The organism is Aeromonas enteropelogenes, from assembly GCF_020097295.1.
Classification (GTDB): Bacteria; Pseudomonadota; Gammaproteobacteria; order Enterobacterales; family Aeromonadaceae; genus Aeromonas; species Aeromonas enteropelogenes.
Genome location: NZ_CP083625.1, coordinates 3,060,397 through 3,086,847, shown reverse-complemented (window position 1 = coordinate 3,086,847; position 26,451 = coordinate 3,060,397). Strand labels below are relative to the sequence as shown.

The 26,451-nt window shown below is 59.7% G+C and carries 28 protein-coding genes; 3 read left to right on the top strand and 25 right to left on the bottom strand.

Annotated elements, in window-relative coordinates; all coding sequences use genetic code 11:
- Positions 1-18 precede the first annotated feature (18 nt).
- From LA321_RS14465 to trmJ, 20 genes are all read right to left on the bottom strand, one after another.
- A complete protein-coding gene (locus tag LA321_RS14465; protein WP_042071726.1) occupies positions 19-246 on the bottom strand; it encodes a zinc ribbon domain-containing protein in 228 nt (75 codons plus the stop codon).
- 115 nt (positions 247-361) lie between these two features.
- Positions 362-1,858: a ribosome biogenesis GTPase Der gene (der, locus tag LA321_RS14460; protein WP_042071729.1), complete on the bottom strand. Its 1,497-nt coding sequence runs from the start codon at positions 1,856-1,858 to the stop codon at positions 362-364.
- A gap of 74 nt (positions 1,859-1,932) precedes the next feature.
- Positions 1,933-3,117 (bottom strand): outer membrane protein assembly factor BamB, encoded by a 1,185-nt coding sequence (gene bamB / locus LA321_RS14455; protein WP_042071731.1) that lies wholly within the window; start codon positions 3,115-3,117, stop codon positions 1,933-1,935.
- Positions 3,110-3,760 (bottom strand): YfgM family protein, encoded by a 651-nt coding sequence (locus tag LA321_RS14450; RefSeq protein ID WP_026456142.1) that lies wholly within the window; start codon positions 3,758-3,760, stop codon positions 3,110-3,112. Before LA321_RS14450 ends, bamB begins: the two co-directional genes overlap by 8 nt.
- Before the next feature lie 3 nt (positions 3,761-3,763).
- Entirely contained in the window at positions 3,764-5,041 is a 1,278-nt protein-coding gene (gene hisS / locus LA321_RS14445; RefSeq protein WP_042071734.1) for a histidine--tRNA ligase, read from the bottom strand.
- A 138-nt stretch (positions 5,042-5,179) separates the two neighbouring features.
- Positions 5,180-6,295, bottom strand: coding sequence for a flavodoxin-dependent (E)-4-hydroxy-3-methylbut-2-enyl-diphosphate synthase (ispG, locus tag LA321_RS14440; protein WP_042025965.1), 1,116 nt, complete (start codon positions 6,293-6,295; stop codon positions 5,180-5,182).
- 10 nt (positions 6,296-6,305) lie between these two features.
- Positions 6,306-7,259 (bottom strand): cytoskeleton protein RodZ, encoded by a 954-nt coding sequence (rodZ, locus tag LA321_RS14435; RefSeq protein WP_042071736.1) that lies wholly within the window; start codon positions 7,257-7,259, stop codon positions 6,306-6,308.
- The gene (tapF, locus tag LA321_RS14430) at positions 7,249-8,040 is read right to left on the bottom strand and encodes a PilW family type IVa pilus biogenesis/stability lipoprotein TapF (RefSeq protein WP_156130408.1); all 792 of its coding nucleotides are present in this window, start codon (positions 8,038-8,040) and stop codon (positions 7,249-7,251) included. The genes rodZ and tapF overlap by 11 nt, the downstream gene beginning before the upstream one ends.
- 11 nt (positions 8,041-8,051) lie before the next feature.
- Positions 8,052-9,155, bottom strand: coding sequence for a bifunctional tRNA (adenosine(37)-C2)-methyltransferase TrmG/ribosomal RNA large subunit methyltransferase RlmN (locus LA321_RS14425; protein ID WP_042025961.1), 1,104 nt, complete (start codon positions 9,153-9,155; stop codon positions 8,052-8,054).
- Between the two features lie 169 nt (positions 9,156-9,324).
- The gene (gene ndk / locus LA321_RS14420) at positions 9,325-9,753 is read right to left on the bottom strand and encodes a nucleoside-diphosphate kinase (RefSeq protein ID WP_026457648.1); all 429 of its coding nucleotides are present in this window, start codon (positions 9,751-9,753) and stop codon (positions 9,325-9,327) included.
- 265 nt (positions 9,754-10,018) lie between these two features.
- A complete protein-coding gene (gene pepB / locus LA321_RS14415) occupies positions 10,019-11,302 on the bottom strand; it encodes an aminopeptidase PepB (protein ID WP_042071739.1) in 1,284 nt (427 codons plus the stop codon).
- Complete coding sequence (gene pepB / locus LA321_RS14410) at positions 11,299-12,603, bottom strand: aminopeptidase PepB (protein ID WP_042071742.1); 1,305 nt, start codon at positions 12,601-12,603, stop codon at positions 11,299-11,301. The genes pepB (LA321_RS14415) and pepB (LA321_RS14410) overlap by 4 nt, the downstream gene beginning before the upstream one ends.
- A gap of 159 nt (positions 12,604-12,762) precedes the next feature.
- Positions 12,763-13,101: an ISC system 2Fe-2S type ferredoxin gene (gene fdx / locus LA321_RS14405; protein ID WP_005333808.1), complete on the bottom strand. Its 339-nt coding sequence runs from the start codon at positions 13,099-13,101 to the stop codon at positions 12,763-12,765.
- A gap of 1 nt (position 13,102) precedes the next feature.
- A complete protein-coding gene (hscA, locus tag LA321_RS14400; RefSeq protein WP_042071744.1) occupies positions 13,103-14,950 on the bottom strand; it encodes a Fe-S protein assembly chaperone HscA in 1,848 nt (615 codons plus the stop codon).
- A 28-nt stretch (positions 14,951-14,978) separates the two neighbouring features.
- The gene (gene hscB / locus LA321_RS14395) at positions 14,979-15,497 is read right to left on the bottom strand and encodes a co-chaperone HscB (protein ID WP_042071746.1); all 519 of its coding nucleotides are present in this window, start codon (positions 15,495-15,497) and stop codon (positions 14,979-14,981) included.
- Positions 15,498-15,506: 9 nt separating this feature from the next.
- Positions 15,507-15,830, bottom strand: coding sequence for an iron-sulfur cluster assembly protein IscA (gene iscA, locus LA321_RS14390; RefSeq protein WP_026457929.1), 324 nt, complete (start codon positions 15,828-15,830; stop codon positions 15,507-15,509).
- A gap of 15 nt (positions 15,831-15,845) precedes the next feature.
- Complete coding sequence (iscU, locus tag LA321_RS14385; RefSeq protein ID WP_005299770.1) at positions 15,846-16,229, bottom strand: Fe-S cluster assembly scaffold IscU; 384 nt, start codon at positions 16,227-16,229, stop codon at positions 15,846-15,848.
- Between the two features lie 41 nt (positions 16,230-16,270).
- Positions 16,271-17,485 (bottom strand): IscS subfamily cysteine desulfurase, encoded by a 1,215-nt coding sequence (locus LA321_RS14380; RefSeq protein ID WP_042025954.1) that lies wholly within the window; start codon positions 17,483-17,485, stop codon positions 16,271-16,273.
- 53 nt (positions 17,486-17,538) lie between these two features.
- Positions 17,539-18,042 (bottom strand): Fe-S cluster assembly transcriptional regulator IscR, encoded by a 504-nt coding sequence (gene iscR, locus LA321_RS14375; RefSeq protein WP_026457689.1) that lies wholly within the window; start codon positions 18,040-18,042, stop codon positions 17,539-17,541.
- A 91-nt stretch (positions 18,043-18,133) separates the two neighbouring features.
- Positions 18,134-18,862, bottom strand: coding sequence for a tRNA (cytosine(32)/uridine(32)-2'-O)-methyltransferase TrmJ (gene trmJ / locus LA321_RS14370; RefSeq protein ID WP_042071749.1), 729 nt, complete (start codon positions 18,860-18,862; stop codon positions 18,134-18,136).
- Positions 18,863-19,048: 186 nt separating this feature from the next.
- On the opposite strand from trmJ, the gene LA321_RS14365 reads away from it, so the two are divergent.
- Positions 19,049-19,465 (top strand): hypothetical protein, encoded by a 417-nt coding sequence (locus LA321_RS14365; RefSeq protein ID WP_042071752.1) that lies wholly within the window; start codon positions 19,049-19,051, stop codon positions 19,463-19,465.
- Here LA321_RS14365 and ubiT read toward each other — a convergent pair.
- Positions 19,418-19,951, bottom strand: a complete 534-nt coding sequence (ubiT, locus tag LA321_RS14360) for a ubiquinone anaerobic biosynthesis accessory factor UbiT (protein WP_042025951.1) — start codon at positions 19,949-19,951, stop codon at positions 19,418-19,420. The two genes, LA321_RS14365 and ubiT, sit on opposite strands and share 48 nt — an antisense overlap.
- 189 nt (positions 19,952-20,140) lie before the next feature.
- Between ubiT and ubiU the strand changes: the two genes are divergently transcribed.
- Both ubiU and LA321_RS14350 read left to right on the top strand, forming a co-directional pair.
- Entirely contained in the window at positions 20,141-21,136 is a 996-nt protein-coding gene (gene ubiU, locus LA321_RS14355) for a ubiquinone anaerobic biosynthesis protein UbiU (RefSeq protein ID WP_042071754.1), read from the top strand.
- Positions 21,137-21,196: 60 nt separating this feature from the next.
- Complete coding sequence (locus LA321_RS14350) at positions 21,197-22,069, top strand: U32 family peptidase (RefSeq protein ID WP_042071756.1); 873 nt, start codon at positions 21,197-21,199, stop codon at positions 22,067-22,069.
- Between the two features lie 64 nt (positions 22,070-22,133).
- Here LA321_RS14350 and nlpI read toward each other — a convergent pair whose 3' ends face one another.
- From nlpI to secD, 4 genes are all read right to left on the bottom strand, one after another.
- The gene (gene nlpI, locus LA321_RS14345) at positions 22,134-23,078 is read right to left on the bottom strand and encodes a lipoprotein NlpI (protein WP_324606633.1); all 945 of its coding nucleotides are present in this window, start codon (positions 23,076-23,078) and stop codon (positions 22,134-22,136) included.
- Positions 23,079-23,171: 93 nt separating this feature from the next.
- The gene (locus tag LA321_RS14340; protein WP_042071758.1) at positions 23,172-23,540 is read right to left on the bottom strand and encodes a rhodanese-like domain-containing protein; all 369 of its coding nucleotides are present in this window, start codon (positions 23,538-23,540) and stop codon (positions 23,172-23,174) included.
- 86 nt (positions 23,541-23,626) lie between these two features.
- Positions 23,627-24,574: a protein translocase subunit SecF gene (gene secF / locus LA321_RS14335; protein WP_042071760.1), complete on the bottom strand. Its 948-nt coding sequence runs from the start codon at positions 24,572-24,574 to the stop codon at positions 23,627-23,629.
- A 9-nt stretch (positions 24,575-24,583) separates the two neighbouring features.
- Positions 24,584-26,437 (bottom strand): protein translocase subunit SecD, encoded by a 1,854-nt coding sequence (secD, locus tag LA321_RS14330; RefSeq protein ID WP_042071762.1) that lies wholly within the window; start codon positions 26,435-26,437, stop codon positions 24,584-24,586.
- Positions 26,438-26,451: the final 14 nt, after the last annotated feature.

Below are 26,451 nucleotides of genomic sequence, written 5' to 3'. Positions count from 1 at the left end.
TCTTTTGCTGACCAACCATCATGGCAACAGGGTCGCCTGGAACTTCACCGAGCGTTTTGAGACCAGATTGTTGCAGTGGTTGCAGAAGTAATCCACCGCGCCGCACGCCTTCAGCCGCTCCAGCTCCTGCTGGCAGGTGGGGCATAGCGCCATGATGCGCACGTTGGCCTGACACTGGCCGCAGATCTGCTCCTTGCTGCGGGTATCCAGTTCGGCCTGGCAGGATGGACAAAGCGGGGCTTCCATTTTCGACTCCTCGTAAAGTGAACCAGCCATGGGGTGGCCCATGGCTGGTTCCCCTTCCCTTGCGGATCCGGGAGAGCATAACAAAGCGGCTGCCGGTGAGGGCAGCCGCCAGGGCTTATTTCTTCTTCATCTTCAGCAGGCGTTTGCGCTGACGCTCCTGACTCAGGGTCAGGGTATTCTTCTTGCCCTCGAACGGGTTGACCGATTCCTGGAACTCGACCCGGATCGGGGTGCCCATGATCTTGAGGGACTTGCGGAAGTAGTTGATGAGGTAGCGCTTGTACGAATCCGGCAAGTCGTTGAGCTGGTTGCCGTGGATCACGATGCGCGGCGGGTTGTAACCACCGGCGTGGGCGTACTTCAGCTTGACCCGGCGACCGTTCACCATGGGCGGCTGGTGATCTTCCTGAGCCATCTGCATGATGCGGGTCAGCATGGCGGTACTGGTACGGCGGGTCGCCGACTGGTACGCCTCCTGAATGGATTCGAACAGGTGGCCGACACCGCTGCCGTGCAGGGCTGAGATGAAGTGAACGCGGGCGAAGTCGATGAAGCCCAGACGACGATCAAGCTCATTCTTGACGTCCTCTTTCACCTTCTGATCCAGACCGTCCCACTTGTTCACCACCAGTACCACGGATCGGCCGGTGTTGAGCACGAAGCCGAGGATGCTCAAGTCCTGATCGGTGATGGTCTCCTGGGCGTCGATCACCAGCAGGCAGACGTTGGCATCTTCAATGGCCTTGAGGGTCTTGATGACGGAGAACTTCTCCACCGTCTCGTGCACCTTGCCGCGACGACGCACACCGGCGGTGTCGATGATGACGTACTTCTGCTCGTCGCGCTCCATCGGGATGTAGACAGAGTCGCGGGTGGTGCCCGGCATGTCATAGACGATGACCCGATCTTCACCCAGCATGCGGTTGGTCAGGGTCGACTTGCCGACGTTGGGGCGACCGACGATGGCAAACTTGATGGGCAGGTCGGCAAACGGGGTCTCCTTGGTGTCTTCCTTGGTATCCAGATCACCGGCAGCCACCATGCGCAGCAGGGCTTCTTCGTCGAAGTCCTCCTCTTCTTCATCCTGCGCTTCTTCCCCGGTTACCGCACCGACCAGCTCCTCCAGGTGGGGCGCCAGAGCCAGCTCCAGCAGGCTCAATACACCACGGCCGTGGGCCGCCGCCATCTGGTACACCTCGCCCAGGGCCAGACCGTAGAACTCGGACACCGCGGAATCACCGTCGATGCCGTCGGTCTTGTTGGCCACCAGAAACACTTTCTTGTGGGACTTGCGCAGGTGCTCGGCAATGGCCTGATCCGCGGCGGTCAGACCGGCGCGGGCATCCACCATGAACAGCACCACGTCCGCTTCATCGATGGCCAGCAGGGACTGCTCGGCCATCTTCAGCTCGATGCCCTCTTCGGTGCCATCGATACCGCCGGTATCGACCACGATAAATTCCAGCTCGCCCAACTTCGCCTGACCGTATTTGCGGTCCCGAGTCAGACCGGGGAAGTCGGCAACCAGGGCATCCCGAGTACGGGTCAAGCGGTTAAACAGGGTGGATTTCCCCACGTTGGGGCGGCCCACCAGGGCTACTACAGGAGTCATAAAAGCCTCATTCTCAAGACGACAAAGGCTCCGGGTCCGAAGACCAGGAGCCGGATATTCATATTTTCGGACGATCAGGGACGCTTGATGGCGTACAACTTGCCGTCACGGCTCTGCACATACAGGGTGTCACCATCCACCAGGGGGGCGGAGTAGAGACCACTGCTGTCGAGCTGCTGCATCGCCTGGATGGTACCGTCGGTACGATCCAGCCAGTACAGGTATCCTTCCACATCACCCACCACCACATAGTCACCCAGGATGACAGGTGCGGTAACGGTACGATTCTCCAGCTGGGTATTGGACCACAGCTCCAGACCATTGCGACGGTCGATGGCAAACAGATGGCTGCGGCTGTCGGTCAGCACGATGGCATTGCCGGTCAGCGCCAGATCGCGGTAGCCGGAATACTTGCGCTTCCACACCTCGTCGCCGCTCATCAGCTTGCGGGCCATCAGCTGGCCGTTGTAGGCGATGGCATAAAGCTCGTCACCGGCGATGAGCGGGCTGGCGTCCACGTCCACCATGCGATCCAGCTCGGTGGCGCCGCGCGGGTCGGCAACCTTGGACTGGCGCACAGGCTGGCCGTTGCTCAGCAGCGCAATGCCCACCTTGCCATCGGCACGACCGTAAATGACGGCGCCGTTGGTGATGATGGGAGCGCCGGTGCTGCGCAGGGTCAGCGGCGGCTGCTCTTCGGAGAGCGACCACTGCAGCTTGCCTTCATCAGTATCCAGCGCCACCAGGCGACCGGAGGTGGTCAGCACCACCACACGGCCATCTTCCACCGCCGGGCTTGCCACCACTTCACCGGGCACCGAGGTCTGCCACAGCACCTCGCCGTTCTCCTCGTTCAGGGCGTAGACCACCCCGTTTTCGGAGCCGAGGAACAGTTTGCCGTAACGGGCAACCAGACCGCCGGAGAGACGAGCGCTGCGCTTGTCGGCATTGATCGGCAGATCAGCCAGATCGACGCTCCACAGCTCCTTGCCACTGGCGCGGTCGAAGGCGGTGACGTCACCGTCACGGGCGGCGGCATAGATGCGATCCTCTTCCACCACCGGCTTGAGTTGGGAGTAGAAGTTGCCGATCCCGTCACCCACGGTGGAGGACCAGACGGTATCCGCCGTGAAGGAAGAGGTCACCTGCGGCAGGGGCGCCATCGGGGTGAGATCCTCTTCCGAACTGAACAGGGAACACCCCTGCAGAGCGAAGGAGACTGCCGCCCCCAACGCCATCATCTTGAATAGATTACGCATCCGCTGCCTCACCTGTGGTCGTGGCCGGCAAGGCCAGATCGTCCATCTTCAATTTGAGTTCCTGGCTGCCCTGCAGGCCGCCGGCATCCGCCGCCGCCTGATAGGCATCCCGCGCCTCTTCCAGCTTGCCCTGCCCCAGCAGGATATCGCCGCGCACTTCCGCCACCTGGGCCTTGAAGGCGTCGTTGTTGATCTTGCCAAGCTGGGCCAGCGCCTCGTCGGCCTTGCCCTGACCGTTCAGCACCCGGGCCAGACGCAGGGAAGCAAACGGACGAATGCTCTCGTCACCGGAGGAGGCCACCAGCGCAAGCTGCTCGGCAGCCAGGTCCAGCTTGCCCGCCTTCACAGCGGCTGAGGCCAGTTGCAGTGCAGCCATATCGCCGTAGGCATCGCCCTTGTTGGCGGTGACGAACTGCTGCGCCTGCTCCAGGTCGGCGGCTTCGCCCTTGGCCAGCTGCTCCAGCACCTGGTTGTAAGAGCTGGAAGCGGCCTCCATGGTCTCCTGCTGATGCTGGTTGTAATAGCGCCAGCCGAACAGACCAACCAGACCGATCACGGTCCCGGCGATCACCGAGGTTCCGTTCTCTTTCCACCACTCCTTGATAACTTCAACCTGTTGTTCTTCGGTGGTATAGACTTCCACAGCTTACTCTCCTTTGGCTGCCAGCAGGGCAATGGCGGCATCGACCGTGACGGTCTGTTGCTCGGCCTGACCACGCAGATATTTGATGGTGATCTCCCCGTTTTGCACCTCGGTCTCACCGAGGATCAGGGCGATCGCCGCGCCGCTCTTGTCGGCACGCTTGAGTTGTTTCTTGAAGTTTCCACCACCGCAGTGGCTCATCAGGCGAAGATCCGGCAGCGCATCGCGCAGACGCTCGGCCAGCTGGAAACCAGCCTGCTCGGTCCCCTCGCCCACCATGCAGAGGTAGACATCCACCGCCGGGCGGATATCGGCGTTGAGCTCGAGGGTTTCCAGCATCAGCACCAGACGCTCCATGCCCATGGCGAAACCCACGGCCGGGGTCGGCTGGCCACCCAGCTGCTCTACCAGACCGTCGTAACGGCCACCGGCACAGACGGTGCCCTGGGCACCCAGACTGTTGGTCACCCACTCGAATACGGTGAGGTTGTAGTAATCGAGACCACGCACCAGGCGCTCGTTCACTTCATACTGGATACCGGCAGACTCGAGCAGGCGCTTGAGCCCCTCGAAGTGAGCCAGGCTCTCTTCGCCCAGGTGGTCGAACAGACGCGGGGCATTGACCAGGATGGCCTGGACTTTTTCATCCTTGGAGTCGAGCACCCGCAGCGGGTTGCTGTACATGCGACGCTGGCTGTCTTCGTCCAGCTGATCCTTGTACTGCTCCAGGTAGGCCACCAGGGCATCACGGTAAGCCGCACGCTCGCTGCTCTGGCCCAGGGTATTGAGCTGCAGGGTGACATGTTCGCTGATGCCGAACAGACGCCACAGGCGGTGAGTCAGCATGATGAGCTCGGCATCGATGTCCGGCCCGTTGATGCCAAACAGCTCGACACCAAACTGGTGGAACTGGCGGTAACGGCCCTTCTGGGGACGCTCGTGGCGGAACATGGGGCCCATGTACCACATCCGGCGTTCCTGGTTGTAGAGCAGGCCGTGTTCGATACCGGCGCGCACACAGCTGGCGGTCCCTTCCGGACGCAGGCTCAAGCTGTCGCCGTTGCGATCTTCAAAGGTGTACATCTCTTTTTCGACCACGTCGGTCACTTCACCGATGGCGCGCTTGAACAAATGCGTCTGCTCGACGATGGGCATGCGCACTTCGCTGTAACCATAACTGGCAACGACCTGGCGCAGGATCTGTTCAACTTTCTGCCATACCGGGCTCTGCTCCGGCAGGCAATCATTCATACCGCGAATAGCTTGGATCTGTTTTGCCACGTTGATACTCGAGAAAAAGAGGTAAAATTTGGCCGCATTATAGGGATTTTCACCCCCGAGGTAAAATCAGGGAATCCGGATGCGGGATGTAAAATCAGTCACCTGGACACGGGGCCACCGAATGTGGCCCCGTGTCGCTCAATCCTTGTCCAGCAGGATCTGGTTGGCGGGATCCAGCATGGCCGCCCGGGCGCGAATGCGACGCTCCAGGGTCGGGATCAGATCCTTGTTATCGAGCCGATCGACCCGTTGGCCCCCCTCGTAGAAGGCGCTCTTGTTGGCCGCCCCGGCCAGCCCCAGATCGGAAACCAGCGCCTCCCCCGGACCATTCACCACGCAGCCGATGATGGAGACATCCATCGGAGTGATGATGTCCTCGAGACGCTGCTCGAGTTCGTTGACCGTGCCGATGACGTCGAACTCCTGACGGGAGCAGGAGGGACAGGCGATAAAGTTGATGCCACGGGAGCGGATACGCAGGGATTTCAGGATATCGAAGCCCACCTTTATCTCTTCCACCGGATCGGCGGCCAAGGAGATGCGCAGGGTATCGCCAATGCCCTCGCTCAGCAGCATGCCAAGGCCGATGGCGGATTTGACCGCACCGGCACGGAAACCGCCCGCCTCAGTGATGCCAAGGTGCAGCGGCTGCTCGATCTGCTTGGCCAGCAGACGATAGGCGCCAACCGCGAGGAACACATCGGAGGCCTTGACGCTCACCTTGAAGTTCTGGAAGTCGAGACGGGTCAGATAATCCACGTGACGCATGGCGGATTCCACCAGCGCCTCCGGGGTCGGTTCGCCGTACTTCTCCTGGATATCCTTCTCCAGCGACCCGCCATTGACCCCGATGCGGATCGGGATGTTGAGGTCGCGGGCGCAGTCGACCACGGCACGCACCCGCTGCTCATTGCCGATGTTGCCCGGGTTGATGCGCAGGCAGTCGGCACCGTACTCGGCCACTTTCAGGGCGATGCGGTAGTCGAAGTGGATATCGGCGACGATGGGAATGCGGGTCTGCTGCTTGATGAGTTTGAAGGCTTCCGCCGCCTCCATGGTAGGCACGGAGACCCGGACGATATCGGCACCGACCCGTTCGATCCGCTGGATCTGCTCGACGGTGGCGGCCACGTCCGTGGTCTTGGTGTTGGTCATGGTCTGCACCGTGATGGGGGCATCGCCCCCAACCGGTACATTGCCAACCATGATCTGCCGGGATTGACGACGAATAATGGGAGATTCGTGAGCGGACATGACTGAGAGATTACTCCTGCGGCAGTGAGAAGCGGGCAGTACGGCCGTTGTTGTAACGACTCATATCAAACGACTGGCCCTTGTATTCGAGCTTGACGGCCATGGGCGCGCCAACGATCAATTTCAGCGGCTCGGCGCCTTCCAGCACCAGTTCGTCGTTTGCCTTCTTCAGACCACTATACAGGGTCTTGCCATTGGCATCCTTGACATCCAGCCAGCAATCGGCGGTAAAACTCATCTTGAGCTGGGGCGTGCTGGCCGGCTCGCTCGCAGCACTCTCGTCGGTCGCGGCCACATCAGATGTGCTGCTCTCAGCCTGGGTGCTGACGGCGGCGCTGGGATTTTCCTCAGGCAGGACCGCCGCCTCCGGCGCCAGGGTGCCAGTCGCATCGGAGACGGCAGCGGGCGCTGCAGCGTCGATGACAGGCTCAGTTGCATCGGTCACCGGCGCCAGGCTCTCGGCTCCCGGCACAGTCTCTGTGGCTACAACGGAGGTTGAGGCGCTCATCTCGGTGGCTGCGAGGGCTTCGTCACCTGCGGAGCGACGGGCCGTGCTCTGCCACCACCAGGCGACGGAGAGGCCGATCAGCACCAGGATCACCAGCCAGGTCACCACCTTGAGCCGACTGTCGTTGGCTTGCTGGCGGGAACGGCGGGAGAAGCTCTGCATGTCGATGTTGTCGGGAGGCGTCAGACCCAGCTTGTCGTAAGCGGCCAATATGGTCTCTTCGGGGATCCCGACCAGCTTGGCATAGGTACGCAGATAGCCACGGATAAAGGTATGGGACGTGTGCTTGTCGTAAGTATCCGATTCAATGGCGGCAATCAGGGTCAGACGAAGATGAATGCGGGACGCAACCTGCTCTCGTGTCCATCCGAGCTGTTCACGGGCGTTGCGCAGCAGCTGGCCTGGGCCCACTGCCTGGGAATCGTCTTGGAAATCGTGTTGCTGTTCAGTAGTCATTGGCTAAGTAACGCTTGGCTTGTTGCGAAGTGGGATATTGCCTTACCAGCTCAGTCCCGAATTGGTGAAGTAATGCCGGTTTGTCCATGGCCTGCGCCAGCCGCAATCTCAACCAGAGACTCGCTTCGTTTTCGTCCGACACATCGGCAAAACGGGCGAGGTAGGACTGCACGTCAGGTAGCTTGCCATCTTTCATGGAAAGTTCGGCCAAGTCCAGCAATAACCTTGGATCGCGGGGATTATACCCCAAGGCCAGACGATAGTACTCGCCGGCTTTATCATTTCTGCGATTTTGCAGGGCACAAAGCGCCGCATTCTCGTACGTATCGGCTATTTTCACGTACCCGGGCTGGGTGACCGCCTGGTTGAACGCCTTGTCCGCCTCATCATAGCGCCCCCGGTTGCACAGGAAGGCGCCATAGTTGTTCATTGCGTCAGCATTGGACGGATCCATGGCCAGGGCATTCTTGTAACTGGTTTCAGCCGCCTTGAAATCCCCTACCTTCTGGTAGAAGTAGGCAAAGCCGATCTGAACCTGGGGATTGGAGGGGTCGTACTGGAGGGCGCGGTCAAGGTTGAACTTGGCCTGCTCGGCATTGCCTTGCCGCAGATATTGAATACCCAAATCCAGGCGAGTCTGGGCTGCCGCCTTGAGGTCGGGGCCCACTTCACGCTGGGTCGAATTCTGGCCAGCGTAAGTGGTCTCGGTCACACAGCCTGGCAGCGCGCAGAGCGCTGCCACTACGATCAATGTACGTGTATCCATTCCCTGTCTATACAATGGCTTAGCAATTAAACCATTTTGACGGAAATCCCATCCTGTTGCATCCGATTTTTGATGGTGCGCTTGGTGCGGTCGATCACATCCCCCACCAGCTGACCGCAGGCGGCATCGATGTCATCACCCCGGGTCTTGCGGACGATCACGGTAAAACCGTACTCCATCAGCACCTTGGAGAAGCGATCGATACGACTGTTGCTCGGCTTACCGTAAGGGTTGCCCGGGAAGGGATTGAACGGGATCAGGTTGATCTTGCTCGGGGTGTCTTTCAGCACCTTGGCCAGCTCGTGGGCGTGCTGCATGTCGTCATTGATATGATCGAGCAGCACATACTCCACGGTCACCCGACCGCCGTTGGCATTGGACTTGGCCAGATAACGGCGCACCCCGGCGAGGAAGTCTTCGATGTTGTACTTGTCGTTGATCGGCATGATCTCGGAACGCAGCTTGTCATTGGGCGCATGCAGGGAGATGGCCAGGGCCACGTCGATCTGATCACCCAGCATGTCCAGCGCCGGCACCACCCCGGAAGTGGAGATGGTCACCCGGCGCTTGGAGATGCCAAAGCCGTAGTCGTCCATCATCAGACGCATGGCGGGCACCACGTTGGCCAGGTTCAGCAGCGGCTCGCCCATCCCCATCATTACCACATTGGTGATGGGGCGTTTGCCACCGACAACCCGGGCGGCACGCCACACCTGGCCGATGATCTCGGAGACTTTCAGGTTGCGGTTGAAGCCCTGCTGGGCGGTGGAGCAGAACTTGCATTCCAGCGCACAACCTACCTGGGAGGAGACGCACAGGGTGGCGCGATCGTCTTCGGGAATGTAGACGGTCTCCACTTCCTGATCCCCTACCTGCAGCGCCCACTTGATGGTGCCGTCAGAGGAGCGTTGCTCACGGCTGATCTCGGGGGCCTTGATCTCGGCGATGGCTTTGAGGCGCTCCTTGAGCACCTTGTTGACGTTGGTCATCTGATCGAAATCATCACAACCAAAGTGATAGATCCACTTCATGACCTGATCTGCCCGGAATGGCTTCTCGCCCAGTTCGACGAAAAAGGCGCGCATGGCATCCCGATCAAGATCCAGCAGGTTGATTTTTGTTTCGCTCATCAATGGCCTCGGTTCAAACACTTCATCAATTATTGGCTGACGATGTCAGGGGGCGGCATTGTACAAATTATGGGTCTGGCTTTCTACCTGGAGAATAGAGGGATATTGCGCCGGGGGCGAAAACAACAAAGGGAGCCGAGGCTCCCTTTGTTATATCACCCGGACCTTATCAGCCACGCGGGCAGATCTCGTCATCGGAGAAGAAGTAGGCAATTTCACGGGCGGCAGAGGCCGGGGCATCGGAGCCGTGAACGGCGTTGCGATCGATGCTTTCGGCATAGCAGGCACGCAGGGTACCGGCCAAGGCCTCTTTTGGGTTGGTCGCGCCCATGATTTCACGGTGACGGCGGATGGCATCTTCGCCTTCCAGCACCTGCACCATGACAGGACCCGAGGTCATGAAGCTGACCAGGCCGTCATAGAAGGGCTTGCCCTGGTGCTCGGCATAAAAACCGGCGGCCTGTTCGCTGCTCATGTGCAGCATCTTGGCGGCAACAACTTTCAGGCCTGCGCTCTCGAAGCGGTTGTAGATGGCACCGATCAAGTTCTTGCTGACAGCATCCGGCTTGACGATAGAGAAAGTACGTTCGATGGCCATTGAGATCTTTCCTTAACTACAGAGGTTTATTGTTAGAATCCATGTTCGCTGGCGATTATACGTAAACAAAAACCCAAAAAACACACAGTCTGGCAACTTTTTATTAAAAATACCGTTCTTGCAGTCAACATCAGGGCCATATTGGCCGAGCCAGGCCAGAAAATATGTGCGCTTGTGCACGATAATCCTATGAAGCGCTTAAAAAGCCATCTTTTGCTCATTATTCCAGCACCATGAAAAAGGGCGCCCAAGGCGCCCTTTTCATTTAGCCAGCCTCTGCCAGCAAGGTGTGCGCTATGGTGCGCATCCCCAGAGTATTGGCCCCCGGCGCCCAGAGGGCGTCGCCGTTGTCGCTGAAGCAGGCTGCCAGATCGATATGAAGCCAGCCAGTCCCCTCGTTGGCCACGAAGCGGGAGAGGAAACCCGCCGCGTTGGAGGCGCCACCCGGCCCGCCCCCCTTGACCGGACGACTGTTGGCCGTATCGGCGTAATGAGACGGACACTGCTGGCGATGCCAGGGCTCGAGCGGCAGCGGCCAGGCCGGCTCCTGCTCTGCCTCTGCATAGGCCATGGCCCGGTTCACCAGCGGCTTGTCCAGACCAAACAGGGCGTTGTAACGCCCACCCAGCGCCATCACGGCGGCGCCGGTCAGGGTGGCCGCATCGATGATGAGCGGGGCACCGGACTCGCTCGCGAGCTGCAGACCGTCGGCCAGCACCAGCCGCCCTTCGGCATCGGTGTTGACGATTTCCACCGTGGTACCGTTTTTGTAGGTGAGGATATCCCCCAGCTTGTAGGAATGACCCGACACCAGGTTTTCGGCGCAGCAGAGGATGAGCTTCACCCGCTTGTTGAGCCCGCGTAGCATGGCCAGCGCCAGGGCACCGGTGACGATGGCCGCCCCGCCCATGTCACACTTCATGGTGAGCATCCCCTCGGAGCTCTTCATGGAGTAGCCGCCAGAGTCGAAGGTGATCCCCTTGCCCACCAGGGCCGCCGCCACCGGTGCCTTAGGATCCCGACTCGGGTTGAAGTCGAGTTCGAGCAACACGGGTTCGCGCTCGCTGCCACGACCCACCTGATAAAGGCCGACCCAGTCCGCCTGCTGCAAGGCGGCCCCCTTGAGGATCCGGTGGCTCACCTTGTCCGGCGCCAGCTCGGTGATGAAGGCTGCAGCCTCCACAGCCAGTTCCAGTGGCCCCAGCTGCTCGGGGGTAGCATTGGTCATCTCGCGCACCCAGCGACCACACAGCCAGCGCGCCTCCAGTTCCTCCCTGTCCTCTTCCGACGACATGGCCCACTGCAGTTGCACCTCGGCCTTGGGGGTCTGCAAGCCCTGGGCAAAGGCCCACTGCTGTTCACGCTCCCAGTGGCCAGCCAGGGTCACTTTCTGGATCCCCTGCTGGCAGAGGCGGCGAGCCGCCTGCTGGATATCGAGCAGGGGGCTTGTGCTCACCAGGTGGATCACCATGCCATCGGCACGGTGGGAGAGCAGTGCCCCCTCCCCCCATTCGGCCGGGGCAAAGTCACGGCATAACCAGACGTTCATACACTCACCTCCTGCAACCAGCGGGCGATGGTGCGCAGACCATGCCCCTTGGCACCGGTTGCCCAGAGATCGTTGCCCGCTTTTTGATAGGAGGCGGCCAGATCAAGGTGCACCCAGCCCTTGCCTTCGTCACGCACGAAACGCGACAAAAACGCCGCCGCCGTGGTGGCGCCGGCCGTTCCTTCCGCCGAGGCAACATTGCCCAGATCGGCAAACGCCGAGGTGAGCTGGCCTGCATGCCAGGACTCCAGCGGCAACGGCCACGCCTTCTCGTTTTCAGCTTTGGCGGCGGCCAGCGCACGCAGCTGCTCAGCCTCGTCTAGGGCAAACACGGCGTTGTAATCACGGCCCAGCGCCATCTTGGCGGCGCCGGTCAGGGTCGCGGCATCAAGAATGTGAGCGGCGCCGCTCTCGCTGGCGACCAGCAGCCCGTCGGCCAGCACCAGGCGGCCTTCCGCATCTGTGTTCTGGATCTCGACCGAGACACCGTTGCGATAAGTGAGGATGTCGCCGAGCTTGAAGGCGTGGCCGGAAACCAGGTTCTCGGCGCAGCAGAGGATGAGTTTGACTCGCTGGTTAAGGCCGCGGCTGATGGCCAGTGCCAGCGCCCCTGTGACCATGGCGGCGCCCCCCATGTCGGATTTCATCGGCAGCATGTTGTCGGAGGACTTCATGGAGTAGCCGCCGGAGTCAAAGGTGATCCCCTTGCCCACCAAGGCCGCCGCCACAGGGGCATCGTCATGGCCGGTCGGGTTATAGTCGAGCTCGAGCAGCACGGGTTCCCGCTCGCTGCCACGGCCCACCGACCAGATCCCGATATGGCCCGACTCTTTCAATGCCTCGCCAGCGGTGAGACGCGCGGTTACCTTGTCTCCCGCCAGGCCGCGAATGAGCAGCAGCGCCGACTCCGCCAGGCTCATGGGATAGATCTCCTCCGGGCAGCCATTGGTGACGTCGCGCACCCAGCGGGTCGCCTTCTGCATGGCCTCCAGCTCGCGGGCTTCTTCTGCTGGTTGCTCACCAAAGTCGAGCTCCCGCTCCCCCTTGGCGGCGTAGAAACCTTGGGCAAACGCGTAACGACGCTCCAGATCCCAGCCACCGCCGGCCAGCGTGATGCGCTTGATCCCGGCCGATTCAAGGCGACGGGCGGCACGTTGAATGGCACGCAGCACCTCGTTTTCCTGGCACACAGGATCGAGATGGATCAACGCACCGTCACCGTTGAAACTGAGCAGGGCACCCTCGCCCCAGTGAGCGGCCGCAGCCTGGGTGGACAACCCTACCTTCATCATGTCAGCCATCTTTTCTTGCTTCCTTCTTCACTGGCACTGTTTATTGGCGCTTGTCATGGCCAAAGGGAAATCACGAATACAAAAAAGGCCGTGCCCTCACGGGTCACGGCCTTCACCATATCACTGATGCACCACAGGTTGCTGCATGTGCAATTCACTCATGTCCGATTAATGACGCTCGGAGGCGAGGTTCAGAGTGTACTTGGGCAGCTCCACCACCAGATCCTCGTCCGCCAGCTTGGCCTGACAACTGAGACGGGATTCCGGCTCCAGTCCCCACGCCTTGTCCAGCATGTCGTCTTCCAGCTCGTCACTCGGCTCGAGGGAGTCAAAACCTTCCCGCACCACGCAATGGCAAGTGGTGCAGGCACAGGATTTCTCGCAGGCGTGCTCGATCTCGATGCCGTTGCGCAGCGCCACGTCCAGGATGGTCTCGCCGCTTTGCCCCTCGAGGGCAGCGCCATCCGGACAGAGCACGGGGTGAGGAAGAATGATCAGTTTTGGCATATTACACCTTGTTGACGTTTTGTCCGGTCAGCACCTTGCGGATGGAGGCATCCATCCGGCGGGCTGCAAATTCGCCACTGGCAGCGTCTGCCGCCTCAATGGCCTCTTTGATTTGATTGGTGGTACCCGACTGGCGCATGGCCAGCAGATGGGTAATGGCCCCGTCGATATCGGCACGCTCGTCCGCGTTCAGCAACGCCTCACCATCGGCAGCCAGGGCAGCATTGAGGCTCTCGACCACGCGATCTGCCTCAACCTGCTGCTCGGCCAGCATGCGGGCTTCCATGTCCTGCTGGGCGTTCTCGATGGAGGCGCTCAGCATGGAGAGAATGTCCTCTTCCGCCAGCCCGTAGGAGGGCTTGACCTGGATCTCGGCCTGCACGCCGGAGGATTTCTCCATGGCGCTGACCGAGAGCAGGCCGTCCGCATCCACCTGGAAGGTGACGCGAATGTGGGCGGCCCCCGCCGCCATCGGCGGAATGCCGGTCAGGGTGAAGCGGGCCAGGGAGCGGCAATCGGCAACCAGCTCGCGCTCCCCTTGCACCACGTGAATTGCCATCGCGGTCTGGCCATCCTTGAAGGTGGTGAACTCCTGGGCGCGGGCCACCGGAATGGTGGTATTGCGCGGGATCACCTTCTCGGCAAGGCCGCCCATGGTCTCAAGACCGAGAGATAGCGGGATGACGTCCAGCAGCAGCATCTCGGCATCCGGCTTGTTGCCCACCAGGATATCGGCCTGGATGGCGGCACCGATGGCCACCACCTTGTCAGGATCGATGTTGGTCAGCGGGGTGCGCTCGAAGAACTCGCCCACCAGTTCGCGCACCAGCGGAACCCGGGTGGAACCACCCACCATCACCACCTCCAGCACTTCCACCTGCTCGAGCCCCGCATCGCGCAACGCACGGCGGCAGGCCAGCAAAGTCCGTTTGACCAGCGGAGTGATAAGCTCGTCAAACTGGCTGCGAGTCACCTCCCCCTGCCAGCCGGCAAAGGTGCAAGACACCGCTGCGGCATCGGTCAGACCGTGCTTGACGGCGGCGGCCACATCCAGCAGTTCCCGCTGCAGACGGGCATCCAGCTCGCCGGACAAGCCGGCCTGCCCCTTGATCCAGTCGGCCAGCAGGTGGTCGAAGTCATCGCCGCCGAGGGCGGAGTCACCACCGGTGGCCATCACTTCAAACACGCCGCGGTGCAGGCGCAGGATGGAGATATCGAAGGTACCGCCCCCGAGATCGTACACGGCGATCACCCCTTCCTGACCGGAGTCGAGGCCGTAAGCAATCGCCGCCGCAGTCGGCTCGTTAAGCAGGCGCAGCACGTGCAGACCGGCCAGGCGGGCCGCGTCCTTGGTGCCCTGGCGCTGGGCATCGTCGAAATAGGCCGGCACTGTGATCACCACCCCATCCAGATCGCCGCCCAGGGTCTGGGCGCCGCGCTCGGCCAGTTTTTTCAGGATCTCGGCCGACACCTGCACCGGATTGACCAACCCCTGACGGGTCTGCAACTGGGGCATGCCGTTGTCGGCAGCCACAAATTCATAAAGCTGCTGGCGGGTGTCGATGTCGGCCAGCGCCTTGCCCATCATCCGCTTGACCGAGACGATAGTGTTGTGAGGATCGAGGGCCGCTTCGCGCTTGGCGTCGAAACCAACCCGGATCCCGTCGGCCTGATAGTGCACAACGGACGGGAGCAGATCGCGACCTTGCTCGTCACTGAGGGTATCGGCGTGGCCGCTGCGCACTGCGGCGACCAGCGAGTTGGTGGTACCAAGGTCAATGCCGACGGCACGCTTGTGCTGATGAGGAACGGCGCTCTGGCCGGGCTCGGCGATTTGCAGTAATGCCATGGGTAATCAAACTTCCAGCGTTAAGGGATCAAGACTCGAGCAGCGAGTCTTCGAATCGTTCCAGCTCCTCAAGGAGCTTGTCGACAAACTTGAGTTTGCGAACGCAATCTGCGGCCCCGAGATCCTCGCCATCGGCGAGCATGCGGGTCAGCTGCTGCATCAGCAGCTGGTGATCATGCCTGATCTCGTGGCGAAAATCCTTGATGGCGCGCTCAGGGTCGGCCTCGCCTTTCAGATCGGCCAGACGCTCGCGCCACTCCAGCTGTTGCATCAGAAAGGCCGTGTCTTGCAGGGTTTGCTGTTCGCCGCGAATATCGGTGCCACGCAGGGAGAGCAGATATTCGGCACGGCGCAGAGGCGCCTTGAGAGTCGTGAAGGCATCGTTGATCTGGGCGGCACGCTGCACCGCAGCCAGCTGCTCCCGCTCGGGAGCAGTGGCAAAACGATCGGGGTGAAACTGGGTTTGCAGCTGGCGATAGGTGTCTGCCAGCTGGCGGGTATCGAGCTCAAAGCCTTCAACCAGCCCAAACAGCTCGAAATGGTTCATGCAAACCTCTTAAACACTGAAGCTTTCGCCACAACCGCACTCGCCCTTGACGTTGGGGTTGTTGAACTTGAAGCCTTCGTTGAGGCCTTCCTTGACGAAATCCAGCTCGGTGCCATCCAGATGGATCAAGCTCTTGGCATCGACAATAATCTTGACGCCATGCTGCTCGAATACCTGATCTTCATCAGCCAGTTCATCGACAAACTCGAGCACGTAGGCAAGGCCGGAGCAGCCGGTGGTCTTGACGCCGAGGCGCAGGCCAATGCCCTTGCCCCGGTTTGCCAAGAAAGAAGAAACCCGTGCCGCTGCGGCATCTGTCATGGTAATAGCCATACTGCTCTCCGGCGCTTAAAGACCTTTCTTCTGCTTGTAATCGGCGATGGCCGCCTTGATGGCGTCCTCGGCCAGGATGGAGCAGTGGATCTTCACCGGCGGCAGGGCCAGCTCTTCCGCGATGTCGGTATTCTTGATGCCAGCCGCTTCGTCCAGAGTCTTGCCCTTGACCCATTCGGTCACCAGGGAGCTGGAGGCGATGGCGGAGCCACAACCGTAGGTCTTGAACTTGGCATCTTCGATGATGCCATCGTCGCTGATCTTCAGCTGCAGTTTCATCACGTCACCACAGGCCGGCGCACCGACCATGCCGGTGGCGATACTGGGATCGTTCTTGTCGAAGCCACCTACGTTGCGGGGATTTTCGTAGTGGTCGATTACTTTTTCACTGTAAGCCATATCTCACTCCTGCTAATTCTGTTGTTCACCGATCATCGAGATCAGTGATGAGCCCATTCGACCGTGTTCAGATCGACGCCGTCCTTGTACATCTCCCATAGGGGAGACATCTCGCGCAGGCGACCGATGGAGTCACGAATAAGCTTGACCGCGTAGTCGATCTCTTCTTCTGTGGTGAAGCGACCGATGCTGAAGCGGATGGAGCTGTGAGCCAGCTCGTCGTTCAGACCCAGGGCACGCAGCACATAGGAGGGCTCCAGGCTGGCGGAAGTACAGGCAGAACCGGAAGAGACCGCCAGATCTTTCAGCGCCATGATGAGGGATTCCCCTTCCACATAGGCAAAGCTGACGTTGAGGTTGCCGGAAACACGCTGCTCGAGGTCACCATTCAGGTAGACGGCTTCGATGTCCTTGAGGCCATCCCACAGGCGCTGACGCAGAGCCATCACACGCTGACCTTCGCTGGCCATCTCTTCCTTGGCGATACGGAAGGCTTCACCCATGCCGACGATCTGGTGAGTTGCCAGGGTGCCGGAACGCATGCCGCGCTCGTGACCACCACCGTGCATCTGGGCTTCGATACGCACACGCGGCTTGCGGCGCACGTACAGAGCACCGATCCCTTTCGGGCCATAGATCTTGTGAGCGGAGAGAGAAAGCAGATCGATCTTCATCGCTTCGACGTCGATCTCGACCTTGCCCACGCTCTGGGCGGCATCTACATGCAGCAGGATCTTGCGTGAACGGCACAGCTCACCCAGTCCCTTGATGTCCTGGATGACACCAATCTCGTTATTCACGTGCATCATGCTGACCAGAATGGTGTCGTCGCGCATGGCATTTTCGATCATCTCGAGGGTGAACAGACCGTTCGGCATCGGCTCGAGGTAGGTCACTTCGAACCCTTCGCGCTCCAGTTGGCGGCAGGTGTCCAGCACAGCCTTGTGTTCGGTCTTGGAGGTGATGATGTGCTTGCCCTTGCTGGCATAGAAGTGAGCGACGCCCTTGATGGCCAGGTTGTCAGACTCGGTCGCACCGGAAGTGAAGACGATTTCGCGTGGGTCGGCACCGATCAGCTCAGCCACTTGATTACGAGCCAGATCTACCGCTTCTTCAGCCTGCCAGCCAAAGCGGTGAGAACGGGAAGCCGGATTGCCAAACAGGCCATCCATGGTCAGACACTGCATCATTTTTTCTGCGACACGCGGGTCCACCGGACAGGTTGCCGAATAATCAAGGTAAATAGGCAATTTCATGTTTTTCTCCGTCACAGTTCGGGTCATACATCGCCCCGCTGTGGAAAGCACGTTTATAGTTGGACTTTCAAGCTCACATCGCCGCGTTCCGCCCGTTCAACCAGGGACAACGCAGTTTTCATCTGTTCATCTTGCTTGCCGGCAATCCGGCGCACATCGGCCTGGCAAACCAGTTCGGCCAGGGTGATATCCCCAAGGAAACTGGAGATCCGCTCGCTCAAGTCCCGCCACAGGGAGTGAGTCAGGCACTGGGTACCACCGTGGCAGCCACCCTTGCCCAGGCATTTGGTCGCGTCGACCGACTCGTCAACTGCGGTGATCACCTGGCCAACCGAGATCTCGTCTGGCGCCAGACCGAGGCGATAACCGCCACCCGGGCCACGCACGCTGCTCACCAGGCCATGCTTGCGCAGGCGGGCAAACAGTTGCTCGAGATAGGACAAGGAGATGCCCTGGCGCTCGGAAATATCGGCAAGGGGAACGGGCCCCTGCTCAGCATGCAGCGCCACGTCGAGCATGGCGGTTACAGCGTAACGTCCTTTTGAAGTCAGTCTCATGTGCCTTACCGTCTTGCGAAGCAATTAATGGGCACATGGTCACATACCCGACCAAATCAGTCAAGTATATAGTTGAGTAAATTAGTCAGGATTAATCGATGACGCCCGATTTCTGAACCGAGGTCAAAATTCCCCGCAGGATATTGAGTTCCACCGCTTCCGGTCGGGCCCGATTGAAGAGACGACGCAACTTGCTCATCACGTGCCCCGGGTGATCTTCGGTGATAAAACCGGTCTTGAGCAGGGTCTGCTCCAGATGCTGGTAGAAACCTTCGAGCTGGGCTGCACTCGGGTAATCTTGCACACCGCCAGTTTCAGCGGCTTGTTCCTGCGACTGCAGCCAGTGCATACGCACCTCATAGCAGAGAGTCTGCACCGCCATGGCCAGGTTGAGGGAGCTGTACTCAGGGTTGGCCGGGATCGCCACATGGTAGTGACACTTTTGCAACTCATCGTTGGTCAGGCCGGTGCGTTCACGGCCAAATACCAGCGCCACCGGATGCCTAACCCCTTCCGCCACGGTTTTTTCACCCGCCTCGCGAGGATCCAGCATGGGCCAACTCAGGGTGCGAGAACGGGCACTGGTACCGATGACCAGACCACAATCGGCGATGGCGTCATCCAGGGTAGAGACGACTCGGGCATTGGCGAGTATATCGCTGGCACCGGCCGCCAATGCATTGGCATTGCCATCCGGCAAGGCTTGCGGATCAACCAGCACCATCTGGGTCAAACCCATGGTCTTCATGGCGCGTGCCGCAGAGCCCATGTTGCCGGTATGAGAGGTGTTTACCAAAACAATACGAATCTGATCCAACATGCCCAGTCAATCTTCGGTGAAAAATGGCGCGCAATTATAACATAAGAGAGCGCTATTTTGGCACCGTTAAAGGAACGCCATTTCAGCACTAACGCGACAGTTTGTATAACAAACCAGCATGAGGCAAACGTGAGAGATGACTAAACTTGAAGGATAAGCGATTAACAGCGCAGGAGTGTCATAGCCATGCTTCCCCCGTATATCTATGAGAGACTGCCCAGCCTCTATTTGCTGATGGCCATTGCCATGATCACCTTGAGCGAGCAGCCTCTGCTGTGGTTTGCAGGTTGCCTGCTGTTTATCGTCGGGGCGATCACTTGGATGATGCGCTCCAGCTATCGCCGTACCGATCTCATCATCTTTCCAGACAAACGCTGGTTGCAACCGGAGTGGCTCTACGAGGCACAACCCTTTATCTGGCTGGCCTTGGGGCTGCTGATATCGCAGCAACCCGCCCCCTTTGCCCCGCTTGCATTACTCCCCTGTCTGTGGGCATGCCGTTGTCTTTGGGCCCGGCACCGCTACCGTCATCACGTCTGCGGGGCGACAGCCCACTTAAGACGGGATCCCGCCCGGCGTCGCCTGCATCGCAGTCTGAACTGACCCGTTGCGGGCACGCTCGATAAAGGTCGCCAAGTCCATCAAAGGATACTTCATCAGGCTCGGCAGACCGTCAAGATCCAGGCTATCCATCAGGTTTTTCACTTCCAGACCCAATTCCGTATCACCTTCAATTTTCAGCTTACGCTGAAAGAAGAGCGAATCCGGGTCTTCCTTGCGTCCGGCGATCAGGATGAGGTCATTGGTAGTGCCGCTGAAGCAGACATCCACTTTTTCGCAGTCGCGCGCCACAACCAGTTGACCCTTCTGCTCGCTGATGAACCAGCACAGCTCGAGATCGGATACTTCCACCTTAAGCCACTTGCCAGCCAGAAATTCGAAGTCGCCATCCTCAATGGCCTCCTTGAATACCCGTGCCAACAGGCTTTCCATTACCTGCTTTTGCAGATTGAAGGGCACCAGTTTGAGGGGATGACGCAAGAAACGGGGGGCCTGCTCTACCAGACCAAGATGCAATTTTTGAAACACGATGGACTCCCTTTTTTGCGCATTCAACCATATGCCTCCCCATCAGATCCTGTGGGAAATCAAACTTCTGCCGAGTTACCTCTAGAAGGGTAAAGCCACCGAAAACTGCCTCAGGTCAAAAAGCGGCGCCATGCCGATGAATACAATCAGGGCCTATTTGCCCTTCATATGCACCCTCGGAGCGTACTAATGGAATTACTCTGTCCGGCAGGCAGCTTGCCGGCACTGAAAACCGCCGTAGATAACGGAGCTGATGCCGTTTATATCGGCTTCAAGGACGACACCAATGCCCGCCACTTTGCCGGTCTGAACTTCACCGACAGCAAACTTGAGAAGGCGGTTGATTATGTGCACCAGCATGGTCGGAAACTGCATATCGCCATCAATACCTTCGCCCACCCAGGGGCCGATGCCAGGTGGAAGCAGGCGGTGGATCGCGGCGTGGCGCTTGGCGCCGATGCCCTGATCATCGCCGATCTGGCGGTGCTTGATTATGCCAGCCGCCGCTACCCGGAGATGGAACTGCATGTCTCGGTACAGGCCAGCGCCACCAATGCCGCTGCCATCCGCTTCTATCAGCAACAGTTCAATGCCAAACGGGTCGTTCTGCCCCGGGTGCTCTCCATGCATCAAGTCAAGCAACTGGCCCGCGAGACCGACGTCGGTCTCGAAGTCTTTGCCTTTGGCAGTCTCTGCATCATGGCCGAAGGGCGTTGCTACCTCTCTTCCTACATGACGGGGGAGAGTCCCAACACGGTCGGCGCCTGCTCACCGGCCAAGTTTGTGCGTTGGGAAGAGACACCAAACGGCCTCGAATCACGCCTCAACGAGGTGTTGATCGACCGCTACGGCCCGGGTGAAAATGCCGGCTATCCGACCCTGTGCAAGGGGCGCTTCGAGGTGGACGGCCAGACTTACCACGCCCTGGAGGAGCCGACCAGCCTCAACACACTGGGGCTCTTGCCCGAGCTCTTCAAGACCGGGATCCAGTCGGTCAAGATTGAGGGACGCCAGCGCAGCCCTGCCTATGTAGAGCAGGTGACCCGGGTCTGGCGCGCCGCCATTGATGCCTACCAGGCCAATCCAGATGCCTACCAGGTCAAGAGCGAATGGGATACCCAGCTCGCCCGCGTCTCCGAGGGAAGCCAGACCACGCTCGGTGCTTATCACCGCCAGTGGCAATAAGGAGTCCCCTATGTCCTTCTCTTTCCTGCTTTTCTCTTGCGGCAACAAGGAGCTCAACTAATGCAATTCTCTCTAGGGCCCCTGCTCTTTTACTGGCCCAAGGCCGACACCGAAGCTTTTTATCAGGCTGCGGCCAGGAGCGACGCCGATATCATCTATCTGGGAGAAACCGTCTGCAGCAAGCGTCGCGAACTCAAGGTGGATGACTGGATCGCGCTTGCCCATCAGGTGGCTGATTCTGGCAAGCAGGTGGTGCTCTCTACCCTGGCGCTCATTTCGGCCCCTTCCGAGCTCAAAGAGGTCAAGCGGCTGGTCGACAATGGTGGCCTGATGGTCGAGGCCAACGATCTCGGTACTGTTCAGCTTGCCCGAGAGGCGGGCCTGCCGTTTGTGTGCGGTCCGGCCATCAACGCCTACAACGCAGATGTGCTCGACATGCTGCTCAAACAGGGGATGAAACGCTGGGTGATGCCGGTGGAGCTGTCGCGCGACTGGCTGGTGCAACTCAACCAGGATCTGGGCACCATGCGCCAGCAGTTTGAAGTAGAGGTGTTTGCCTACGGCCATATGCCACTGGCCTACTCGGCCCGCTGCTTCACCGCCCGCTCCCTCGACAAACCCAAGGACAACTGCGAGCTGGCCTGCATTCACTACCCGACCGGTCGTCTGGCCAACAGTCGCGAGGGGCAGCGGGTGTTCAACCTCAACGGGATCCAGACCCAGTCCGGCTACTGCTACAACCTGGGCAACGATCTGGCGAGCATGACGGATCTGGTGGATGTGGTCAGGCTCTCTCCCCAGGGCATGGATACCCTGGACATGTTGGCCCGCTTCAAGGCCAATCAGCAGGGAGAGGCCCCCCTGCCCCTGCAGCAGGACCGTGACTGCAACGGGTACTGGCGCCAGATCCCCGGCATGAGTCTGGTGGAATAACGCCGACTCTCGCCCAACAAAAAGGCCTCATTGCGAGGCCTTTTTTACAGCTGACGACACCAGATCAGGATGGTTGATCGCTTTTGCTGCGAGCACTCTGGGCTCCCGGCGGCAAGGGTTTACGCGCCATCAGCTCCAGCTCGAGCAGGGCGTAGCGGTGTTCGATGAAGTCATAGACGTTGTTGGAGAGCGCCAGCTTGAAGTAGCTGATGGCCTCCTTGCGATTGCCCTTGCCCAATTCTAATTTGCCCAGATAGAAGTAAGTCTCGCACAGGCGCTCGGCGAGTTCGCGATTGTCCTTCACCCCTTTGACCACGTTGGCCATCAGTTTGCTGGCATTGATCTCGCCGGTATAGAGGCGAACCAGATCCCAGTTCCAGGCATCGTCGTCATATTTGTTCAGGCGCTCGCGCATCCGGCTCATGGCGGCGGCGGGATCGAGCTTCTGCTCGGCCAGATAGAGCCAGATCACCCGATAGGGATCTTCCGGTTGCGCCTCATAGAAGCGCTTCATGTCGGCGGCGGAGAGATCGGGGCGGTTGCCGTAATAGAGCGCGATGCCGCGGTTGAGGTAGGCATAATCATAATCGGGAGCCAGTTCGAGGGCGGAATCAAATGCCTCGTAGGCTTCGTCATAGTTCTGCTGCTGCACCAGATAGACACCGATGAAGTTGTAGGCTTCGGCAAAATCCGGTTTCTCCCGCAGGGCACGGTTGAAATCCAGTCGCGCGAGGGAGCGCAGCCCCACCCGATCGAAAACGACGGCACGCTCATAGAAGAGTTCTGCTCGCTGCTCCGTGGTAAGCTCCATTTCGCTCAGCATCTGCCCGAGGCGCGCCAGTGCCAGCTCGCTCTGGTAGGAGACCTGCAGAGGGGTCGCCAAAACCAGTGACGCGGGCTGCGGCTTGGGCTCTTTCGGGGTGTTGATCTGACTGCTACTGCTGCAACCCCACATAGGAAGCAACAACAGGATACCAAGGAGGCATCCAATCCCTTTCCTGACGTTCAATGAACACTCCGACGCTGACGCTTCTTGACCTCGCATATGGTAAAGGGCAACAACCACTTTGTCATGTGGCTGAGCCCCTCTCCATCAAATAAATCAGGATTCGACAGGGTATCCGGCATCCTTCCATCTCCGAAAACCGCCATCGACACTGACAACCCGACTGTACCCCATCTGGCGCAAATTATCGGCCGCCAGGATCGAACGAAATCCGCCCCCGCAATAGAGGTAGAGTTCGGTCGCCGGATCCGGGTAACGAGTCTCGATATCGCGCTCTATCACCCCTCGCCCCAGATAGACGGCCCCTGGCAAATGGCCGTTGGCCCATTCGCTCTCCTCGCGCACATCAACCAGGATGAAGGTACGTCCCTCCTCCTGCCAACGCCGGATCTGGTGAACGTCTGTCTCCTCGACCCGAGCGCGGATCCCTTCGACCAGCGCCAGAAAACGGGGATTGTGTTGCATGGCAAACTCCTGTGACTTGAATCATCTGCGTCAGCATACGACAGGCAGACAAAAGAAAAGAGCGCCAGCGGCGCTCTTTTTCATGGTTACTGCAGGATCTCTTGTTGATCCGCACCCTCTTTCTCGACCTGGGTTGGCAGCATGTGCTCGCGCTTGACGCCGAGGAACATGGCAAACGCACTCGCCACATAGATGGAAGAGTAGGTACCGAAGGCCACACCGATCACCATGGCCACGGCAAAACCGTGGATCAGCGCGCCGCCCTTGAGCAGCAGCGCCAGCACCACCACGAAGGTGAGGCCGGAGGTGATGATGGTACGGCTCAGGGTCTCGGTCATGGAGAGATCCAGGATGTACTCGGTATCCCCCTTGCGCACCTTGCGAAAGTTCTCCCGCAGGCGGTCGAACACGACGATGGTATCGTTCAGGGAGTAACCCACGAGCGTCATCAGGGCTGCCAGCACGGTCAGGTCAAACTCGTACTGGAAGTAGGCAAAGACGCCGAGGGTGATCACCACATCATGCACCAGGGAGAGAATGCCCCCCATGGCCAGACGCCATTCGAAACGTACCGCCACATAGGCAAGGATACAGAGGATGGAGGCCAGCATCGCCAGCGCACCGTCCGTCGCCAGCTCGTCACCCACCGAAGGACCGACAAACTCGACGCGCTTGAGCACGGCATCCTTGTCGATCAGCTTGGCGGCGGCCAGCACCTCGTTGCCCTGTTGCTCGACCTTGACCCCCTCTTGCGGGGTCAGGCGGAACAGCACATCACGGCTGGAGCCGAAGTGTTGCAGGGTTGCCCCTTCAATTTTCTGCTCGGCCAGGACGTCGTGGATCTTCTCCAGGCTCACCGACTGCTGGAACCCCACCTCGATGGTGGTACCACCGGTGAAGTCCAGACCCCAGTTCAGGCCCCGATCAAACAGGAAGAACAGGGAGATCACCATCAGCAGGGAAGAGAACACCACACCCGGTTTGGCGAAACGCATAAAGGGGATGGGTTTTTCAAAATGTAGGATCTGAAACATGTCTCTTCCTCAGATGGGCAGCTTGTCGATACGCCGTCCACCCCATGCCAGGTTGATAATGGCGCGAGATACCGTGATGGCAGTAAACATGGAGGCAGTCAGACCGATGCCCAGCGTCAGGGCAAAGCCCTTGATGGGGCCAGTGCCGATACCGAACAGGATCACACAGGTGATGAGCGAGGTGACGTTGGAGTCGGCGATGGTCGAGAAAGCACGATCAAAGCCCAGGTGGATAGCCTGTTGAACCCCGCGCCCGTTGCGCAGCTCTTCCCGGATACGTTCATAGATCAGCACGTTGGCATCCACCGCCATACCGAGCGTCAACACGATACCAGCGATACCAGGCAGGGTCATGGTGGCCCCCGGGATCATCGACATGATGCCGACGATCAGCACCAGGTTCATGCACAGCGCCAGGTTGGCAACCCAACCGAAGGCACGGTAGTAGCTCCCCATGAACAGCACGATCACCAGCATGGCCCAGCCGATGGCTTCCATACCGCTGTCGATGTTCTGTTGACCCAGGCTCGGACCAATAGTGCGCTCTTCGACGATCTGGATAGGTGCGATCAGGGCACCGGCACGCAACAGCAGCGCCAGGTTATGGGCTTCGTTGGCGTTGTCGATCCCTGTGATGCGGAACTGGCTGCCAAGGCGCGACTGGATGGTGGCGACGTTGATCACCTCCTCCTGCTTGCGGAACTTGCGCTTGCCATCCGGACCGGGCTGACCCACCGGCTTGTACTCGATGAAGACGGTCGCCATGCCTTTACCCACGTTGTCCTTGGTAAAGTTGGCCATCTTGTTGCCACCCTGGCCATCGAGCTTGATGTTGACCTGGGGACGGCTGTACTCATCGAAACCGGACTGGGCACCCACGATGTGATCGCCGGTCAGGATGACCCGCTTGTGCAGTACCACGGGGCGGCCATTGCGATCGGTATACACCTTGGAGCTCGGCGGGACACGACCGGCGGCGGCAGCCTGGATATCGGCTGTCTCGTCGACCATGTGGAATTCCAGGGTCGCAGTCGCCCCCAGGATCTCCTTGGCACGGGCAGTGTCCTGGATACCAGGCAGCTCCACCACGATACGCTCGGCACCCTGTTGTTGTACCAGCGGCTCGGCCACACCCAGCTCGTTCACCCGGTTGCGGATGATGGTGATGTTCTGCTCAAGCGCGTACTTCTTCACCTCCTTGATCTTGGCTTCACTCAAGCCAGCCAGCAGGATGTACTCATCCCCTTTCTGCTGTGTGGTGAAGGTCAAATCAGGATTCTGGCGACGCAGGTGGGAAACGGCACGCTCCTGATCCGCTTCATCGCGGAACACCACCTGTACCTGATCACCGACCCGGCGCACGCCGGAGTAGCGGATCTTCTGGGTACGCAGTTCGGTGCGAAAATCCTGTACCATCTGCTCTTGCTGCTTGGCCAGCGCCTCGGCCATGTCCACTTCCATCAGGAAGTGCACACCACCGCGCAGATCAAGACCGAGTTTCAGTGGCGCCGCGCCGATAGCTTCGAGCCAGGCGGGTGTGGAAGGGGCCAGGTTGAGCGCGGTAATGAAGTCGTCGCCCAATTTGTTGGCGACGATATCGCGCGCCTTGAGCTGATCTTCGGTGTTCTTGAAACGTACCAGGATCAGCCCGTGCTCGAACGCCGCATGTTTGACCGGGATCTTGGCCGCCTCGAGCGTCTCTTTCACCAGGTCAAGAGTTTCCAGCTTGACTTCGGCACCACGGCTGGCAGAAACCTGCAAGGCCGGGTCTTCGCCGTAAAGATTGGGGGCTGCATATAGAAAACCGATGGCAATCACCACGATCACCATCAGGTATTTCCACAGCGGATAGCGATTTAACACGCTGTGCTCCTCGG

Excerpts from the sequence above, each read along its gene's own strand:
- LA321_RS14465 (WP_042071726.1), bottom strand. The coding sequence starts at position 246 with ATGGAAGCCCCGCTTTGTCCATCCTGCCAGGCCGAACTGGATACCCGC.
- der (WP_042071729.1), bottom strand. The coding sequence starts at position 1,858 with ATGACTCCTGTAGTAGCCCTGGTGGGCCGCCCCAACGTGGGGAAATCC.
- bamB (WP_042071731.1), bottom strand. The coding sequence starts at position 3,117 with ATGCGTAATCTATTCAAGATGATGGCGTTGGGGGCGGCAGTCTCCTTC.
- ispG (WP_042025965.1), bottom strand. The coding sequence starts at position 6,295 with ATGTCCGCTCACGAATCTCCCATTATTCGTCGTCAATCCCGGCAGATC.
- rodZ (WP_042071736.1), bottom strand. The coding sequence starts at position 7,259 with ATGACTACTGAACAGCAACACGATTTCCAAGACGATTCCCAGGCAGTG.
- LA321_RS14425 (WP_042025961.1), bottom strand. The coding sequence starts at position 9,155 with ATGAGCGAAACAAAAATCAACCTGCTGGATCTTGATCGGGATGCCATG.
- ndk (WP_026457648.1), bottom strand. The coding sequence starts at position 9,753 with ATGGCCATCGAACGTACTTTCTCTATCGTCAAGCCGGATGCTGTCAGC.
- pepB (WP_042071739.1), bottom strand. The coding sequence starts at position 11,302 with ATGAACGTCTGGTTATGCCGTGACTTTGCCCCGGCCGAATGGGGGGAG.
- pepB (WP_042071742.1), bottom strand. The coding sequence starts at position 12,603 with ATGGCTGACATGATGAAGGTAGGGTTGTCCACCCAGGCTGCGGCCGCT.
- fdx (WP_005333808.1), bottom strand. The coding sequence starts at position 13,101 with ATGCCAAAACTGATCATTCTTCCTCACCCCGTGCTCTGTCCGGATGGC.
- hscA (WP_042071744.1), bottom strand. The coding sequence starts at position 14,950 with ATGGCATTACTGCAAATCGCCGAGCCCGGCCAGAGCGCCGTTCCTCAT.
- hscB (WP_042071746.1), bottom strand. The coding sequence starts at position 15,497 with ATGAACCATTTCGAGCTGTTTGGGCTGGTTGAAGGCTTTGAGCTCGAT.
- iscA (WP_026457929.1), bottom strand. The coding sequence starts at position 15,830 with ATGGCTATTACCATGACAGATGCCGCAGCGGCACGGGTTTCTTCTTTC.
- iscU (WP_005299770.1), bottom strand. The coding sequence starts at position 16,229 with ATGGCTTACAGTGAAAAAGTAATCGACCACTACGAAAATCCCCGCAAC.
- LA321_RS14380 (WP_042025954.1), bottom strand. The coding sequence starts at position 17,485 with ATGAAATTGCCTATTTACCTTGATTATTCGGCAACCTGTCCGGTGGAC.
- iscR (WP_026457689.1), bottom strand. The coding sequence starts at position 18,042 with ATGAGACTGACTTCAAAAGGACGTTACGCTGTAACCGCCATGCTCGAC.
- trmJ (WP_042071749.1), bottom strand. The coding sequence starts at position 18,862 with ATGTTGGATCAGATTCGTATTGTTTTGGTAAACACCTCTCATACCGGC.
- LA321_RS14365 (WP_042071752.1), top strand. The coding sequence starts at position 19,049 with ATGCTTCCCCCGTATATCTATGAGAGACTGCCCAGCCTCTATTTGCTG.
- ubiU (WP_042071754.1), top strand. The coding sequence starts at position 20,141 with ATGGAATTACTCTGTCCGGCAGGCAGCTTGCCGGCACTGAAAACCGCC.
- LA321_RS14350 (WP_042071756.1), top strand. The coding sequence starts at position 21,197 with ATGCAATTCTCTCTAGGGCCCCTGCTCTTTTACTGGCCCAAGGCCGAC.
- LA321_RS14340 (WP_042071758.1), bottom strand. The coding sequence starts at position 23,540 with ATGCAACACAATCCCCGTTTTCTGGCGCTGGTCGAAGGGATCCGCGCT.
- secF (WP_042071760.1), bottom strand. The coding sequence starts at position 24,574 with ATGTTTCAGATCCTACATTTTGAAAAACCCATCCCCTTTATGCGTTTC.